Origin of the sequence: Microcoleus sp. B5-D4, from assembly GCF_036705145.1 — a bacterium.
GTDB lineage: Bacteria > Cyanobacteriota > Cyanobacteriia > Cyanobacteriales > Microcoleaceae > Microcoleus.
This window is the reverse complement of sequence record NZ_JAUBTV010000008.1, coordinates 36,633-53,442: the sequence shown is the minus strand read 5'-3', so window position 1 is coordinate 53,442 and position 16,810 is coordinate 36,633. Positions and strand designations below refer to the sequence as shown.

Genomic DNA, 16,810 nt, shown 5'->3' with positions numbered 1-16,810 from the left:
TCTATTAATATCAACTCTTAAGCTACTGAGGAGAATTTTACTTGAAAACAGCTACCTATTCCTAGCTGACTGGTAACGCTAATGTCTCCTCGGTGGCTTTGGACAATTGCTTGGGCGATCGCCAATCCCATCCCCAAACCCCCTTCGCGGCGATTTCTGGCTCTATCTGCTCTCCAAAATCTGTCGAAAACTAACTTGACATCTTCTGGAGCAATGCCGATGCCGGTATCCTCTACACTCACAATTGCCGATCGGTTCTGTCTGCTCAGAGAAACAGTCACACTTCCGCCCGCTGGTGTGTAATGAATTGCGTTTCCGAGCAAGTTGGAAAACAAACGAGTTAGCTGTGCAGCATCTCCCATTACAGACGTATTAATGGCTAAATTTGACTTGAGAATAATTTGCTTTTCTTCAGCTTGCAGTTCCCACAAATCTAGCAAATCCTCTAATAGTTCATCTAACGGCACCGCTATCCACTCGCGGGCGATCGTGGCTGCTGGTGCATCCATTCTAGTTAATAAAAGTAAGTCTTCAACTAACAGAGTCATCTGTTTAGTAGCAGAGGCGATCGCCGCCATTTTCTTAACATCCGCTGCATGAATTCTCTCTGGATGACTCTGCATAACTTCCACTGAAGTTTTAATCGCCGTCAGCGGACTTCTCAACTCGTGAGAAGCATCAGCAGTGAATTGTTTTAACTGCTGAAAACTATCCTCAATTGGCTTGAGAGATTGCTTAGTCAGCCACAAACCACCAACCGCAGTCAAGCTCAGGAAAATAATACTTCCATAACCCAAATTCCAGCGGAGTCTGCTGAGAACTTCTTCGACTTCTTTAGTAGATTCGCTGGTGCGAATATAACCTTTTAATTCTTGTTTCTTATCATCATAAGAAATGTAAACTGGAATTGTTGCCGACCGAATTTCCCCGTTTTGTATGGTTTGGAAACCCGATTTTATCGGTACAGGCGGTAAAGTCTTGCCGGAATTTCCTAACATTTTACCTGCTTCATTAAACCATTCTACAGATTGATCTGGTTCCCGCAGATTTTGCCAGGGAATGTCTAAGTCTCCGTCTTTGTCTAACTGGCTAGTTACTTTTTCGCGATTGAGTTCAATTTGAAAATCATCATTGCGCTGTTCACTTTCTTGGTCAGATTCATCGCCTTTTTTTTCGGGATTTTCTGAAAGATGCTGCTTTTCGATCGCAACTAAACTGTGAGAAGCTGCTTGAGCCAAAACCTCCAATCGCTGGTCTAATTCTTGATACAGACTGCTGGCAAATAATTCATAAACAGCAATAGCAGAAGTTCCTAAAATAGCTACCATCACTGTTAAGTAAGATAGCAATAAACGCCATCCCAAAGCTTGAAATTGGGGATTAGAGGTTTTGGTTGAGCCGATAACCCATGCCATAAATAGTCTCAATAAAATTAGCTGGTGCGCCTGCTGCTTTCAGTTTTTGTCGCAAACCCCGGAGATGAACTTTTACGGTTTCTTCTCCTGGCGAGTCTTCAAAAGCCCATATATGGTCTAGGATAGCACTCCGTGTTAAAACGCGCCCTCCTGTTCGCAGAAATAATTCTAGCAAACTGTACTCCTTTGGTGTAAAATGCAGCAAATTATCGCGATAAGTAACTTCGCAGGTATTCGGGTTTAAACGCAGATTTTCCCACTCTAATACTGGTGGCAAAGTTGTACTTCCCCGCCGCAGTAAGGCTCTAATTCTTGCTGCTAATTCTGGCAAATCGAAGGGTTTAACGACATAATCATCTGCTCCGGCATCTAGTCCTATGACTTTATCATTGCTGGTGTCTCTGGCTGTTAGCATGAGCACGGGGGTTTTTAAACCTTGTCGGCGCAAGCGCTGACAAAGGCTAATTCCATCTATTTTTGGCAGCATCACATCTAGCAGAATTAAGTCATAGGTAAAAGTTTCTGCAAAGTTCCAACCTTCTTGACCGTCGGCGGCTATGTCTACGGCATAATGTTGGTCTGTGAGGGCTTCTGCTAATGCTTGGGCAATGCGATCGTCATCTTCTACTAACAAAATTCTCATAGCTTACTGTTAAATACTGAATGCTAAATACTGAGTGCTACATAGTGACTGTTGAACAGCAATATAAAAGATAATTCGCACACCTGATGGTTCCGAAGTATTTTATCTAAGTTGAGATTTATTTATCTCAATGTAGGGCGTTCGCTTTTCCGAGTATCATACAAGATCAATAGTATTTTTGCACTCTTGCTGTTTATGAAAAAACTCACAATAATGTCGATCGCCCTAGTAATTTTTGCAGCAACTCTCGAACTGCCGAAGGTGGGGCTGCAACTAAGTGCGATCGGGCAAATAGAAACACCCCAACCAATCCCAACACCCCAATCAATCCCAACACCCCAACCAATCCCAACACCCCAAACAATCCCAACACCCCAACCACAAACACCCCAACAAATCCAAACACCCCAACAAATCCAAACACCCCCAATCCAAACACCCCAACCAAAAGCAAACGACCCCAAAAAGCTCGGCTACGTCTCCCCAGAATTTGCCGAAAATTTCTCCCAGCAACAAATCGACCAAATCAACGCCAACGTCGAAACGCTGCTGCTAACTCAAAGCTGCTCCCGCTGCGACCTCCGAGCCGTAAAATTAGTTAACATTAACTTAAAAAATCCCATCCTTACGGGAGCAGATTTATCAGATGCCAACCTCAGCGGTAGTCGCTTCGAGATCTCAGATTTTGTCAACACCAATCTAGCTCGCACAAACTTAAGCGGAGCCGAATTAGTAGGAGCGAGAATCAGCAACGCTAACCTCAGAAAAGCTAACTTGACAAAGACAAATCTAGACGGTGCAGACCTGCGATTTTCCGACTTGAGAGATGCCAATCTTTCCGATGCCAATCTCCGCAATGCTAATATAGATGGCGCTAGTATCGATCGAGCAAGCATGGCCGGCACAACAATGCCAGACGGCAGGAAAAATAATTAATAATAGAGGTAGTCTTATGTCGCCGATTAAACAACGCCTTCTCGAAGCGATCGAACGGACTCCTGAGCCACTTTTAGAGCAAACGCTGGCATTTCTGGAATTTTTGACCAGTCGGACACAATCCGCGATCGCCCCAGACTTAGACTCAGATTTTGACTCAGATACCGACTCCAACGAGCAAATCCTCGCCGATCTGAAAGCCTCCCTCCACCAAGCCAAAGCGGGACAAACCTTTCCCATATCGGAACTCTGGGACGGTATCAATGTCTGATATGTCAGTCCAAGTCACATTCACGCTACTCTTCAAACGTCGCCTCAAAGGACTCGCTAAAAAGTATCGCCAAATTCAAACCGATATTCAGCCAGTCCTTGATGAGCTTATCCAAGGAAACTTCATAGGAAACCAGATTACAGGGACTCAATACACCGTTTACAAAGTCCGGGCTAAAAACAGTGATTCCCAAGTTGGTAAGAGCGGCGGTTATCGCTTGATTTATCAAGTTGAATCACCGACTCAAGTTGTTTTACACCTGATTTACTCGAAATCAGAACAAGCAAATGTCTCCGCCGAGGAAATCCAAACTGCGATCGCAGAATACCAAGCGAACCCAGACGAATAGGCCATTTTTCCAATCTAAACGCTTGCCCTTCTTGCTCTTTGAGGCGCTCGCTGTCATCGTCAAAATCCGTGTCGTGCCTTCCTTCTAAATCAAACAGCCAAAAACCTCTGAATCACCTCATCACTCAACTCGCTAGTGCTTCCAGAAGCCACAATTCCGCCTTTTTGCATAGCATAATACCAGTCAGCTTGCCGCACAAAATGCAAATGTTGCTCCACCAACAAAACAGAAATTCCCCTAGTAGCAACCACACGGCGCACCGCAGCTTCTATGTCTAAAATAATAGACGGTTGAATCCCCTCCGTAGGCTCATCCAAAACCAGCAACTGCGGCTCACCCATCAAAGCCCTAGCAATAGCTAACTGCTGCTGCTGTCCCCCGCTCAAATCACCTCCCAGGCGATCGAGCATAGTTTTCAAAACCGGAAATAACTCAAAAATTTCATCAGGAACTTCAGGATTTTTGGTTTTGCTTGGTTTCGCTTCCAAACCTAACAATAAATTTTCTTTAACCGTCAAACGTGGAATAACTTCACGCCCTTGAGGCACATAACCAATGCCTAATCTAGCCCGCTGGTAAGTCAACTTAGAAGCAATAGATTCTCCGCCAAAAGCAATAGTGCCACTGCGCGGTTGCAGCAACCCCATAATCGTTTTTAGCATCGTAGTTTTGCCCACACCATTGCGGCCGATCAAGCAAACCATTTGCCCAGCATTTACGCTTAAATCGACATCGCGCAAAATGTGACTTTCGCCGTAGTAAACATTCAAATTAGAGACTTGTAGCATAATTGTTGACTGTTGACTGTTGACTGTTAACTGTTCACTGTTGACTAATAACTGTTGACTAATAACTATTCTTCAGGTTTTCCCAAATATACCTCAATTACCCGATCGTCATTTTGCACCTCATCCATAGTCCCCTCACACAAAACCGCACCCTGATGCAACACCGTCACCTGCCGCGCAATTTGCCGCACAAACTCCATATCGTGTTCAATTACCAACACCGAATGACTTTCGGCCAGCGAAATCAGCAACTCTCCAGTTAACATCGTTTCCTCATCCGTCAAACCCGCCACAGGTTCATCTACCAACAACAAATCAGGAGATTGAGCCACCAACATTCCAATTTCCAACCATTGCTTTTCCCCGTGAGAAAGCAAACCAGCCGAAATATCAGCCTTAGCAACTAAACCAATTGTTTCTAACAAACCCGCAACCGTGCGTTTTTCAGCAGCCGAAGCAGGCTTGAACAAAGTCGAAAAAACATTTTTATGGCGGCTGCAAGACAATTCCAAATTTTCGCGTGGCGTTAAATTCAAGTAAACTCGCGGCGTCTGAAACTTGCGGCCAATTCCCAAGCGCGAAATCCTATCTTCCGACAACTTGCGTAAATTTTGTCCCTTAAATAACACCCTGCCCTCTGTCGGCTGCACCTTCCCGGTAATTGAATCGAGAAAAGTTGTTTTACCCGCACCATTGGGGCCAATGATAACTCGCAGTTCGCCCGCATCCATGCTGAAATTTAAACCGTTGATGGCTTTAAAACCATCAAAACTCACAGTCAAGTTTTCTATTTCTAATACTTTTCCATTCATAATTAACAAGTCACTCACTAATGGACAACAACCCATAGCTCTTGTAGGTGCGGAAGGCAAATATCCTCCCTTATTAACTTATTAAGGAGATTGTCTCCCCTTCCGTGACACCCAACTTACTACTTTTTGCTGGCAGTTTACTCTCAAGTAAAACTGCTAGAACTGCTCGACACTGGAGGTGGAGAAGCAGCCATAATTCGCTCAGCTAACTTCGAGAGCGGCAGACTTTGCAAATACACTTTTCCAGGCCCGGTTAGCTTGACTAAAAACAAGCCTTCACCGCCAAATAGAGCATTTTTAAACCCGCCCACAAACTGAATATCGTAATCTACAGTCGGCGCAAAAGCTACCAAACAACCAGTGTCCGCTCGCAACACTTCGCCAACTCCCAAATTTTTCTCAACTATTGTTCCTCCCGCATGAACAAAAGCTAGCCCGTCACCCTGCAATTTTTGCAGAATAAAACCTTCTCCACCAAAGAAACCGGCACCGAGCCGCTTGGTGAATGCTACCTCAATGTCAATGCCGTTGGCCGCACAGAGAAATGAGTCTTTTTGACACAAAAATTTACCGCCAAGTTGGCCTAAATCAAGGGGAATTACTTTACCCGGATAGGGGGCGGCAAAAGCTACGCGGGCTTTACGATTTCCGGCGTTGACAAAGGTGGTAATGAAAAAACCAGCTCCTGTCAGCATTCGTTTGAAACCTTGAAATAAGCCGCCGCCTGTGGATGTTTGCATTTGGATGTCGCCTTCCATGTATGTCATGGTTCCAGCTTCAGCCCTAACACCTTCTTTGGGGTCGAGTTCAATCTCGATGAGTTGCAAATCGTCGCCGTAGATTTTGTAGTCAATAATATCTGCCATATGTTGCCCCTCAAGTTAAAGAACGAAGCTACTTGCTACGGATATCTAAGTAGGTGGACATATATATTGCGTTTCCTCAGACAGAGATAAACGCAGCGTTTGCCAAGTCTATGGCGATTGCTTTGTTTGTCTGTTGTAGGTGACATTTATTTAGGTCAGCCTCCTTCTAAATTACACGATATTTTTTCACTCAATGTTCAAGTTCTTCTTTTTCGAGCTGCACTTGGGGGTCTTGTTCCAGGCTGGGGTAAGTAGATGCGTACTTAGGTCTTCTGAACAACCTGCGGATTTGACCGAAACCTTGATGTTGCAGCCATCCGACTAAGCCGTCGGGCAGCACAGTGACTACTATGAGGAATAGCGCACCTTGGAAAAACAGCCAAACTTCGGGGAATTGTTCGCTCAAGAAACTTTTACCAAAGTTGACTAGCAGTGTTCCCAATATTGCTCCCGATAATGTGGCGCGGCCTCCCACTGCGACCCAGATTACCATTTCAATTGAAAAGGCAATATCCATTGCTTTTGGCGAAATTATTCCGGTTTGTACGGTAAATAATGCGCCTGCAATCCCGGCTAAACCGGCGGAAATTGCAAAGACTAAAACTTTGTAGCCTGTGGGATTGTAACCTGAGAAACGCAGGCGCACTTCGTCGTCGCGAATGGCTACTAGCAGGCGGCCGAAACGCCCGCTGGTCAGCCAGCGGCAGAGGGCGTAAGTTGCTGCTAGAAATAGTATGGTGAGAATGTAGAAAATATATTGAGTATCTCGGTCATTTACTGTGGCTCCGAACAAGGTTTTAAAGTCGGTGAGTCCGTTGGTTCCGTTAATCAGTTTTTGCTGACCGTTAAAGAAATTGAAAAATACAATGGTTGCTGCTTGGGTAAGAATTGAAAAGTAAACGCCTCGAATCCGATTGCGGAATACTAAATAACCTAAAAGTGCGCCCAAGATGGCGGGGATGAGAACTACTGCTAATGCTGAGAAAGGAAATGAATAAAATGGTTGCCAAAACCAGGGGAGTTCGGTAACGCCGTAGAGGTTCATAAATTCTGGCAATTGACTGCTGGCGGTTGGGGGAATTTGCAGTTTTAGGTGCATGGCGAAAGCGTAGCCGCCGATCGCAAAAAACACCCCATGCCCTAAACTAAGTAAACCCGTGTATCCCCAAATCAAGTCTATGCCGAGGGCTGCAATTGCTAGTGCTAAAAATCGCCCTAATTGATTTAGCCGAACGTCGGGGAGTATTCCTGGGAGGAGTAAGATGAATGTGAGGGCGATCGCGCTGACAATTGCCGCTTCTTTTAGCCAGGGTTTTTGATGTGTTTTCTGCATTTTTCGCTACACTCGCAGTTGTAATTTTTAATTTTCTACCGTCCGCCCTTTTTGCGGGAAAATCCCTCCCGGCTTCACTTGCAGAAAAGCCATAATTAAGGCGAATACCATTACTTTTGCCATGCTGGTTGTGGCGAAAAATGTGAAGAAGTCGGCTAAAGGCTTGACAGGAGCGAACATTAATGCTAATGTTCCCGAACCGATCAGGTAATTTGCAGTGCCGATCGCGATCGCAGCAACTACACTCCCCACAATCTTGCCGACACCGCCCACAACCACCACCATAAACGTATCGACTATATAATTTTGTCCGGTATTTGACCCTACCGAACCAATCAAACTAATCGCGCAGCCAGCAACACCTGCCAGCCCCGAACCCAAAGCAAAAGTCAGCGCGTCTACTTGTTCGGTAGGAATTCCCAAACACGCACTCATGCTGCGATTTTGCGTCACGGATCTAATCCGCAATCCCCACACAGACTTTTGCAAAAATAGGTAAATTCCCGCCAAACAAATTCCGGTGAGGACAATAATAAAAATTCGGGCGTAGGGCAACTGAAAATTGCCCAGCGGTATGCCGCCCCGCAACCATTTCGGTGCAGTCACATCCACATTTTGAGCACCAAACCAAGGTTGAGTTACTGCCAGTTTGTAAGTTTGCCCTAAAAACGCGCTCACCGCCCAGGAAATACCCAAAGATAAAGGCAAAATTAGGGCGATAATTTTGCTGCGAATGCGATCGAAATCTAGGCGCGATTTCAGCACCCGCAAACCGCCAAAAAACAGCAAACAAAACACCGCAATCCCAATTACCAGAACCCAACTTACGCTGCGGACAAACTGCTGCAAAATTAAACTTACGCCCCAAGTTGCCAGCAGAGTTTCTAGTGGACGCCCGTAAAGATAGCGAATCACTCCGCGTTCGAGAATTAATCCTACCAGTGCAGCCACTAAAAAAGCTAGGGGAATCGCAAATAAAATATAGGTTTCAAAAGCAAATCCTCCGATACCTTTGAAGACATTTTGCACTACGAAAGTTGTATAAGCCCCTAGCATCATCAACTCGCCATGAGCCATATTAATCACGCCCATCAGCCCGAAAATAATCGCTAATCCCAGGGCGGCAATTAGTAAAACTGCGCCGATGCTAAGGCCGTTAAATAAACCATCTAATATCGCCAATTTTGTTACTCCTGCATCAAGTCGATCAACTTTGTTCGGGGATAATTAGGGGCGGGTTTTACCCTATTGGTGTCAACTTAGAACTAAAACCCTCTGTATATTTCGCTTGTAGCCGAGTCTAGATCCCCCTAAATCTCCCTTAAGAAGGGGAGTAGGGGTTGACTTTGAAGAGTCCAGTTCCCCCTTATTAAGGGGAGTAGAGATTGACGAAAGAATGCTCTTACTCCCCCCTTATTAAGGGAGTAGAGATTGACGAAAGAATGCTCTTACTCCCCCCTTAATAAGCAGGGCTGTTTCATTCTCTTGTAGGGGCTGCCCCCCGTGGCTGCCCCCATGTCCCAAACGCCTGTGAAGTCGTCTGTGGAGGGGGTAGGCACGGGGAGTAGGGGTAGCACTACCCCTACAAAATCGCGATTTTCTTGAGAATGAAACCGCCCTGCCTTAATAAGGGGGGCTGGGGGGGATCTCCGGGTTTAAAGACACACCCTAGGGGGATAAAAGATACGTTACCAACGTTAACCAAATTGGTATTAGCTACTTATGAAGCTTTGAACTTGCCACCTTTTGCGGGGTCTGACCAATCGCAAGCAAAGCCTTTTGTTTCAGCGACAAATTGATTCCAAGGCACCGGCTTCACTGCTTGTGGTGTAGCAAAAGCGATGTTAAATAAACCGTCGTCTCTAACTTCGCCCAACCGCACAAATTTAGAAAGGTGATGGTTAACATCCATCGTTACTGTGCCCCCCGGCGCGTCAAAGGTTTGACCCAAAGCGGCTGCCCGCACTTTTTCCAAATCGTCGGCTGTCCCTGCTTTTTCGACAGCTTGCTTCCACAGGTAAACCATGATGTAAGCTGCTTCCATCGGGTCATTGGTCACTCTATCTTTGCCGTATTTTGCCTTGAAAGCTTCCACAAATTTTGTATTGGCCGGAGATTCCACAGTCATGAAGTAATTCCAGGCGGCGTAATGGCCTTTAAGATATTCTACGCCGATCGCCTTTACTTCTTCTTCCGCAATACTGACCGACATTGACGGATATTTGTCCGGGCCCAAACCTGCACCCTGCAACTGTTTGAAGAATGCTACGTTACTGTCGCCGTTGAGAGAGTTGAAAATGACGCCGCCGTCTGGCAAAGCGGCCTTAATTTTAGTAATAATTGGCGTGACTTCTGTCCCGCCCAAAGGAATGTAATCTTCCCCAACTAATTCGCCGCCTTTGGCTGCTAGCTGTGCCTTGATAATGGTATTTGCCGTGCGGGGAAAAACGTAGTCAGACCCGACTAAGAAGAATTTTTTCCCTTTATTTTCTAGCAGCCAGTCAACTGCTGGTTCGATTTGCTGGTTCGGCGCCGCCCCAGTGTAAAAGATGTTCTTGGAACACTCTTGACCCTCGTATTGTACGGGATACCAGAGCATATGATTTTTTTCTTCAAATACTGGCAATACTGCTTTGCGACTAGCAGAAGTCCAGCAGCCGAAGACGGTGACAACTTTATCTTGGTCGATCAATTTTTTGGCTTTTTCGGCAAAAGTCGGCCAGTCTGAGTTGCCATCTTCTATTACTGCTTCGATTTGTTTTCCGAGGACGCCACCAGCTTTATTAATTTCTTCGATCGCTAATTGTTCGGCATCGACAACGCTTTTTTCGCTGATGGACATCGTGCCGCTCAAGGAATGCAAAATTCCTACTTTGATCGTGTTTCCGCCACCTGCTGCTGCTGGTGTTCCTGTTGAAGTTGGAGAAGGAGAAGCGGCGGGAGTTGCTGTTGGAGTTGGAGTTCTACAAGCTTTTAGAAATAAACTTGATGTTAGGGTAGCAGAACCGTATAAAAGAAATTTCCGCCGATCGAATCGCTTTGTCATTTTTTCTTGTTACTCTTGAACAGATGAGTCTGATGATTGAGAATAATAACACATAGTGACTTGATATTAAGACTCGCGCCAGCAGACTGTTGTATTTTTAGCTACAAAACTTATTGTTTTTGACAAAATGAATGTTTTGTGGGGATTGAGGGCAACTGCGGCAGAAACCGGGCGGATACCTTGTTAGATTTTAGATTGACTGATGACATCAGGGTTGAGATGACGCACTTACCGGATTTTTTTGGCAAACCGGGTTTAGACACCAAAATACGTCTTTTCAGCAATTAGTGTGACATTAGAAACCCGGTTTCTTTACATAAATTATCTTATTGATGCTACCTGTTAGGCAGCAACCGGGTCGATCGCACTTGCATAGAAAGCGGGTTTCTCGCTCTTTACAGGTTATTGATGTTAAAACTTAGGCAGCAACCGCGTCGATCGCACTTGCATAGGCGAGTATCAAAGCAAGTGACGATCGCACTTCGCTTGGAGTACGATCGTCACCTGTAGAAATGCCCCTGATTTATGGAGAATAGCGGACTCGAACCGCTGGCCTCTGCGGTGCGATCGCAGCGCTCTACCAACTGAGCTAATTCCCCTGATTGAGTTTTAATTTAGCATTTTAGATGCGAGATTGCCGAATCTAAAAGGCTGACAGGTTTTGCTTGCTCTCACGTTCGCAGACCGTCACTTACACTAGCACGTAACTGCTAAAAAGGTCAAGTGTTTTCCGCAGCCGGCTCAGTGGGGGCGATCGAGCAAAGTGCCGCCACTCTATCCAACTCTAAATCAGCAAAATAGTCCACCGTCCAATTAGCTTGGCGCTGGATCATGTGAAACGGGTAAGTGTGAGTTACGCCCGCCACCTGAATCCCCGCTTTTTTCGCCGCTTCAATCCCCGCAAAAGTATCTTCTATCGCCAAACACTCGATCGGTTGCAGGTTAAAGTCGGGATATTTCTGGTTGAGAAGTTCCACAGCCAATAGATAGCCGTCGGGTGCTGGTTTGCTCGCCCTCAAGTCGTCGCCTGCAACAATTAACTCAAATTTTGCTGCCAAACCTGCCCGATCTAACACCAATTCTATATCCGATCGCATGGCCCCGCTAACTACGGCCATTTTCAGTCCGGCGACCCGAATTTTGTCAATAAATTCTGCCAAACCGGGATAAATCGGCAGTTTCTCCAAAGTATCTATTTGAGCTTTGTAAGCTTCGGCCTTGCGCCGCAGCAGTCGATCGAGATATGTTTCTGTTAGATATCGTCCTCGGCGCTTGAGCAGTTCGGTAATGCAAGCGCGATCGCTCCTTCCCAAACAAACTTCTCGAAACTCCCCACGTTTGAGCTGGAGATTTTCATCGAGCATCAATTGATCGATTATTTTCTCGTGAATTGGCTCATCATTAACAATCACGCCATTAAAATCAAATAAAACTGCTTTTAGAGTCATTAGTCATTAGTCATTAGTCATTAGTCATTAATCATCAGTCATTAGCAAGTTAGTAGGGGCGGGTTTTACCAACCATCTCAACCTAAAACTAACCATCTATGAAACCCGCCCCCAAAGGGCGAAAAATACACCTCAACAATAAATCAAGCCGGAGCTGGAATGCCCGGTAAATCGCCATCAACATCAGGAGTTCGATCGCCCCAATTCCACCCCCTCGCCACCTTTGCCTGTTCCAAATCTTCCCCAGGCAAAGGTTTCACGCCCTGCGTCACCTGATTCACCCACCAGTGTTCGTGAGTTTGCACCGCCGCGAATCCTGCCGCCCCCACCCAAGCATCAAGGCTGCCAGCCGCGTAAGACTTAATATAAGGCTCTTCAAAGATATCAGTCAGCCACTCTGTTTGCCGCAAAGTTTTTTGGTTTCCGTCCAAAATTGCCACTTGTCCCCCAACCTTCAGCAGTCGGAAGCTTTCTCGCAAAATTGCCCGCGATACAGCAGGTGGTGTCTCGTGAAACAGCAAGGAAGCTGCGACTAAATCGAAGCTAGCATCGCCAAAGGCAACGCTTTCGGCATTTCCGTGCAACCACTGGATATTTAAGCCGGCTTTTTGCGCTTTCATTTCGGCAACTACCAGCATATAAGGCGACAAGTCCAGCCCGACAACTTGCGCTTCGGGAAAGGCTTGCTTGAGCATGAGCGTTGTCGAACCGGTGCCGCATCCCAAATCGATGATTCGGCGCGGTTTCACCCGCACAGCGTCAATTAAGCCTTGCCTGACGACTGTTTCGTGGGGAGGCAAAACATATTGCGTGATGGGATCGTAGGAAACGGCGGCACTGGGGTTGAGGTAGCCGCGTTTAATGCCGTGAAAGTTTTGGCTGCTGTAATATTCGGGATAAACTAAATCGGGTTGTCGGTAGCGATCGCCCGCTGTTTCCCAGTCGATACCTTCGTAGAGTCGTTTCAGTGCTTCTTCGTCGATCGCTAGTCGCATCAGGGGCGACAAAAAGCGCTCGAAAATTGTATCCTTGCCAACAGCCATAAAACACCTTTAACAAAAACTCTTCTAATTTTAGCCAACGGGCGTAAATTTAGCATTAATTAAAACTTTTTGTCCCCTCCAACATCTTCCCTCGAACCTCTATCCCTTACCTCGGTTACAAACTCCCAGGGCTTCCATTCCCACTTCCTCCTGATACCAGCTTCCAAAAATAATGCAACTAGAGATAATATCCAAAACCTTGTATTATCAGTCATTCCCAAATTGAAAATCTAAAATCTAAAATCTAAACTCTAAAATAGTCTTACTTTCCGTTACTAATAGGAATTTTGACCAAAAATTCCGTGCCACCGCCCGGAGGTTGAGAAATTGTGATGCTGCCGCCGTGTCCATCCACTACAATTTTGTAGCTAATTGCTAATCCCAAACCAGTGCCTTTGCCCACCTCTTTAGTCGTAAAAAATGGGTTAAAAATTTGATCTTTAACGCTGTCGGGAATGCCGGGGCCGTTGTCGGCGATCGCCACTTTCAGAAATTTACCGCCATGTTCGCGAACTACTCCCGTGGAAATAGTAATAATTTTATCCAGGCGATCGATCTCGTTCAAAGCATCGATCGCATTACTCAGCAAGTTCATAAACACCTGATTAAGCTGAGAGGGATAGCACTCAACTGAAGGCACTTTTCCGTATTTCTTGACTATATAAATTCTATTTTTAATGCGGTTGGAGAGCAACAGCAAGGTATTTTCTATACCTTCGTGAATGTCCGCTTGCTTTTTGTCAGATTCATCAAGGCGAGAAAAGTTACGCAAAGAAAGAACTATGCTGCGAATGCGTTCGGTTCCTATTTTCATAGAATCCAATATATGCGGCAAATCTTCCTCGATAAATTCTAACTCGATTTCTTCGGTAAAATCTGCGATTTCCTGGGGAACCTCTGGGAAGGATTCTTTGTATAAACTCACCAATTCTAATAAATCTTTAGTATATTTGCTGGTGTGAGGCAAATTAGCCGAAATGAAGTTAACGGGGTTGTTGATTTCGTGCGCTATCCCGGCTACCATTTGACCTAGGGATGACATTTTTTCGCTCTGCACTAAATGAGTTTGAGTTTTTTTCAGTTCATTTAAGGCGCTATTAAGCAGTTTTACTTGGTCTTGGGTTTGACTGTAAAGGTGAGCTTGAGTAATGGCGATCGCCAATTGGTCTGCTACAGCTTTTAATAGTTGGATTTCCTCTCTGCTCCAAAGCCAATGAGTAGCGTGGCTACAAATTAAATAACCCTGCGGCTGGTTCTGAGTCTGGACAGGTACGGCTAAATAGCTATTAGCTTTAAGTTCCTGCGGTTGAGTTACACCCTTCGCCGAAGTGTCGCTCGAAAGAATAATTGGCTCGCCTTGACCACTCTGTACTTGCACATTTCCGACAAAGTAATGAGCAAAGTTTATGGTTTGTATCGGAGAATCAGATTGGCAACATTCCCATAGAATTTGTAACATTTTTTCTTTTGGTTTGTACCACCCAAAAGCCGCGCTTTCTAGGTGCAGCAAACTTACTATTTCTTCGACTGTGCTTTGCACAATCTTGTCTAATTCCAGGGAAGCGCGAATGCGTCCAGCAATCCGGTTGAGCATGGCTTCTCGCTCCGCTTGAGCGCGATTATTTTCGGAGGAGTAAATTAGCCAAATTGCTGCTAGCATTGCCGGGACGAGCAGTCCGGCGACTACGGATGTCAGCAAATTTAATGCTTGCAGTTTGGATTCAATATTTTCGCGGGGAATTACTAAAGCCATCGACCAGTTAACTTCCTTGAGTGGAGCATAGGCCACATACACCCATTTGTTATCTATTTTTACCAGTTCGATGTTCGTCTGGCGGTCGATCATCTGCCGCGCAATTGTGGAGAGTGCGGGGTCTTTTGACTGTAAAAAGCTTGGGGCCTCCCGGTCGATATTTCCGATTAAGTTATTGTTGGGATGAACAATTGGCACTCCTTGTGAATTGAGCGCAAAAGCATAACTTTCGGAACCGTACAGTAAGCTGTTAGCGACAGATGTTACTCGGTCTAATTTAATGCTGCCCGATAGGACTCCAATTACTTGATTGGGAGCGGGAGGTAAAGCCCAAATAGGAGCTGAAATAATAATCGTAGAAACTTTTGTACTGCGGCCGATCAGCGGGTCGGAAACGTTGAGCTGTCCGGCCATTGCTTTTTGAAAGTGTTGGCGGTCTTTGCTGTTCGCGCGGTTGCCTAGAGTATTGATAAATGAGCCGTCGGGTTGAATTAATGACAGGATGAAATACTCTTTTAACCTGTATATTTCTCCTTGCAACCGGGGTTCGACTAATTGCCAATTGAGAGTGCCAACCGTAGGATCGTAAGCAATGGTTTCTATTTCTGCTTTGCGGCTGCTTAGCCAGCGGTCGATTTCATCGGTGCCTTTTTCTAGTTTTAATAGTGCTATTTGCTTTAAATTGTCAAGGATTAGTCCGCGTACAAAAAAATAGCTGATGCAAGCTGTTGTGCTAATGGTTAAAGCGGTGGTACCCAGAATTAGCAGGGTCAGCAAATGGCGGCGCTGCCGTCTGTGTTGCCAAAGACTATGCACTTGCTGCCACCGCGATTGAGCAGAAGTGCTGATGTTTTGCCAAAAGCGGCGCAGCTTTTTTGTTTGTGGCGGCGGCGCAGACACAGATCCGGCTTGATTTGCTGGGTTTTGCATCATCAAATGTTCCCTCAGAGTCAACTTCATCAAACGGTCTTCGTCATTCCGCAGAATTAATATCAGGCAAGTAGTGAGACCAGTTTAAGAAAAGAATGCAACTGTAGCCAAGATTCAAACCCTGGTAGTCATCAGTCATTCGCAATCTAAAATTTAAAATTTAAAATGGTAGGACTTACATTCCTGACTGCAAACAATTTTTCTTATGGTTGGGCGCTCGCCTTCTATTTTGGCATCAATTTTATATTTCGACCTTCGGTTTACCTATTTGAGGTTTGTGCTTTACGATATCTTTAATATCTATCTCGTTTGTATAACAAAATAATTGTAAATAACACAGAGAAACTACGGAGTTTTTTAGATTAGCAATGTATTATAATGTCTGAGCGAAACTCTATTGACAATTTTATCAATTTGTGCTTATGTTTCAGGAGGAAATTTTTTCGTCTAAAGCTTTTTTAGCCAAGCGGGTTGCATAAACGGTGAGGGCGATCGTTGCTAGCAAACCAATGCCGTAGAGAGTCCACTCAGCAGCAGTGCGCGATCGCCCGCTAGATCCGAGTGCAGCCAAACTCCCGGCCAGGGAACCGATATAAACATACATGACTGTTCCGGGAATCATGCCGATCCAAGATGCCAAAAAATAATCTTTTAGAGATACCTGCGTGACTCCAAAAGCGTAGTTAAGCAAATTAAACGGAAAAATGGGAGACAGTCGCGTCAAAAGCACTATTTTCCATCCTTCAGAGGCAACTGCGGAGTCGATCGCCTTAAATTTTTGATTGCCCTCTATCTGTTTGGAAACCCAGTCGCGAGTTAAATACCGCCCTACCAAAAAAGCGCAAGTTGCGCCTAAAACCGATCCGATGGAAACACAAACCGAACCGCCAACGACTCCAAACAAAACGCCAGAACCAAGAGTCAGCAAAGAACCGGGGATAAATAGAACCGTTGCGACAATGTAAATTAGAATAAAAGCTGCCGGGCCCCAAGGGCCGAGACTCGCGATCGACTCCAGGGCATTTTTCAGAATTCCTTGAAAGTTGAAAAACCTGGTCGCCACAATCAAAGCCACAGCTAAACCAATCCCTAAAATCAGTTTCCACCTATTTGATGGCGGCGGATTTTCATCGGGCGATCGCGAGTCATTCATTACCTAAACTCTCCACTCTCAATA

At 45.5% G+C, this 16,810-nt stretch carries 15 protein-coding genes and 1 tRNA gene; 3 read left to right on the top strand and 13 right to left on the bottom strand.

Annotated features, from left to right (window positions below; all coding sequences use genetic code 11):
* Positions 1–17 precede the first annotated feature (17 nt).
* Together QUB10_RS05800 and QUB10_RS05795 are read right to left on the bottom strand one after the other, a co-directional pair.
* On the bottom strand, positions 18–1,415 hold the full coding sequence (locus QUB10_RS05800) for an ATP-binding protein (RefSeq protein ID WP_333200368.1): 1,398 nt from the start codon (positions 1,413–1,415) through the stop codon (positions 18–20).
* Complete coding sequence (locus QUB10_RS05795) at positions 1,381–2,058, bottom strand: response regulator transcription factor (protein WP_333200366.1); 678 nt, start codon at positions 2,056–2,058, stop codon at positions 1,381–1,383. Before QUB10_RS05795 ends, QUB10_RS05800 begins: the two co-directional genes overlap by 35 nt.
* 195 nt (positions 2,059–2,253) lie before the next feature.
* Between QUB10_RS05795 and QUB10_RS05790 the strand changes: the two genes are divergently transcribed.
* The 3 genes from QUB10_RS05790 to QUB10_RS05780 are packed head-to-tail and all read left to right on the top strand — an operon-like array spanning position 2,254 to position 3,614.
* Complete coding sequence (locus tag QUB10_RS05790; protein WP_333200364.1) at positions 2,254–2,994, top strand: pentapeptide repeat-containing protein; 741 nt, start codon at positions 2,254–2,256, stop codon at positions 2,992–2,994.
* Positions 2,995–3,010: 16 nt separating this feature from the next.
* Entirely contained in the window at positions 3,011–3,265 is a 255-nt protein-coding gene (locus QUB10_RS05785; RefSeq protein ID WP_333200362.1) for a hypothetical protein, read from the top strand.
* A gap of 1 nt (position 3,266) precedes the next feature.
* Positions 3,267–3,614: a type II toxin-antitoxin system mRNA interferase toxin, RelE/StbE family gene (locus QUB10_RS05780; protein WP_333101930.1), complete on the top strand. Its 348-nt coding sequence runs from the start codon at positions 3,267–3,269 to the stop codon at positions 3,612–3,614.
* Positions 3,615–3,703: 89 nt separating this feature from the next.
* On the opposite strand, the gene urtE is transcribed toward QUB10_RS05780, so the two are convergent.
* The 11 genes from urtE to QUB10_RS05725 form a co-directional block, all read right to left on the bottom strand.
* On the bottom strand, positions 3,704–4,402 hold the full coding sequence (gene urtE / locus QUB10_RS05775; protein ID WP_333200360.1) for an urea ABC transporter ATP-binding subunit UrtE: 699 nt from the start codon (positions 4,400–4,402) through the stop codon (positions 3,704–3,706).
* A gap of 65 nt (positions 4,403–4,467) precedes the next feature.
* Positions 4,468–5,214 (bottom strand): urea ABC transporter ATP-binding protein UrtD, encoded by a 747-nt coding sequence (gene urtD, locus QUB10_RS05770; RefSeq protein ID WP_333101927.1) that lies wholly within the window; start codon positions 5,212–5,214, stop codon positions 4,468–4,470.
* A 143-nt stretch (positions 5,215–5,357) separates the two neighbouring features.
* On the bottom strand, positions 5,358–6,080 hold the full coding sequence (locus tag QUB10_RS05765; protein WP_333145656.1) for a TIGR00266 family protein: 723 nt from the start codon (positions 6,078–6,080) through the stop codon (positions 5,358–5,360).
* Between the two features lie 190 nt (positions 6,081–6,270).
* Complete coding sequence (gene urtC, locus QUB10_RS05760) at positions 6,271–7,413, bottom strand: urea ABC transporter permease subunit UrtC (RefSeq protein WP_333145654.1); 1,143 nt, start codon at positions 7,411–7,413, stop codon at positions 6,271–6,273.
* Positions 7,414–7,440: 27 nt separating this feature from the next.
* A complete protein-coding gene (locus tag QUB10_RS05755) occupies positions 7,441–8,595 on the bottom strand; it encodes an ABC transporter permease subunit (RefSeq protein ID WP_333145652.1) in 1,155 nt (384 codons plus the stop codon).
* 538 nt (positions 8,596–9,133) lie between these two features.
* On the bottom strand, positions 9,134–10,459 hold the full coding sequence (gene urtA, locus QUB10_RS05750; protein ID WP_333145649.1) for an urea ABC transporter substrate-binding protein: 1,326 nt from the start codon (positions 10,457–10,459) through the stop codon (positions 9,134–9,136).
* Between the two features lie 526 nt (positions 10,460–10,985).
* Positions 10,986–11,058: transfer RNA gene (locus QUB10_RS05745), tRNA-Ala, on the bottom strand.
* A 120-nt stretch (positions 11,059–11,178) separates the two neighbouring features.
* Positions 11,179–11,907: an HAD family phosphatase gene (locus QUB10_RS05740; protein WP_333200358.1), complete on the bottom strand. Its 729-nt coding sequence runs from the start codon at positions 11,905–11,907 to the stop codon at positions 11,179–11,181.
* Positions 11,908–12,050: 143 nt separating this feature from the next.
* On the bottom strand, positions 12,051–12,950 hold the full coding sequence (locus QUB10_RS05735; protein WP_333200356.1) for a class I SAM-dependent methyltransferase: 900 nt from the start codon (positions 12,948–12,950) through the stop codon (positions 12,051–12,053).
* Between the two features lie 262 nt (positions 12,951–13,212).
* Positions 13,213–15,636 carry an ATP-binding protein gene (locus QUB10_RS05730; protein WP_333200354.1) on the bottom strand — a complete coding sequence of 808 codons (2,424 nt, stop codon included), beginning with the start codon at positions 15,634–15,636 and terminating at the stop codon, positions 13,213–13,215.
* A 424-nt stretch (positions 15,637–16,060) separates the two neighbouring features.
* Entirely contained in the window at positions 16,061–16,786 is a 726-nt protein-coding gene (locus QUB10_RS05725; RefSeq protein WP_333200352.1) for a TVP38/TMEM64 family protein, read from the bottom strand.
* Positions 16,787–16,810: the final 24 nt, after the last annotated feature.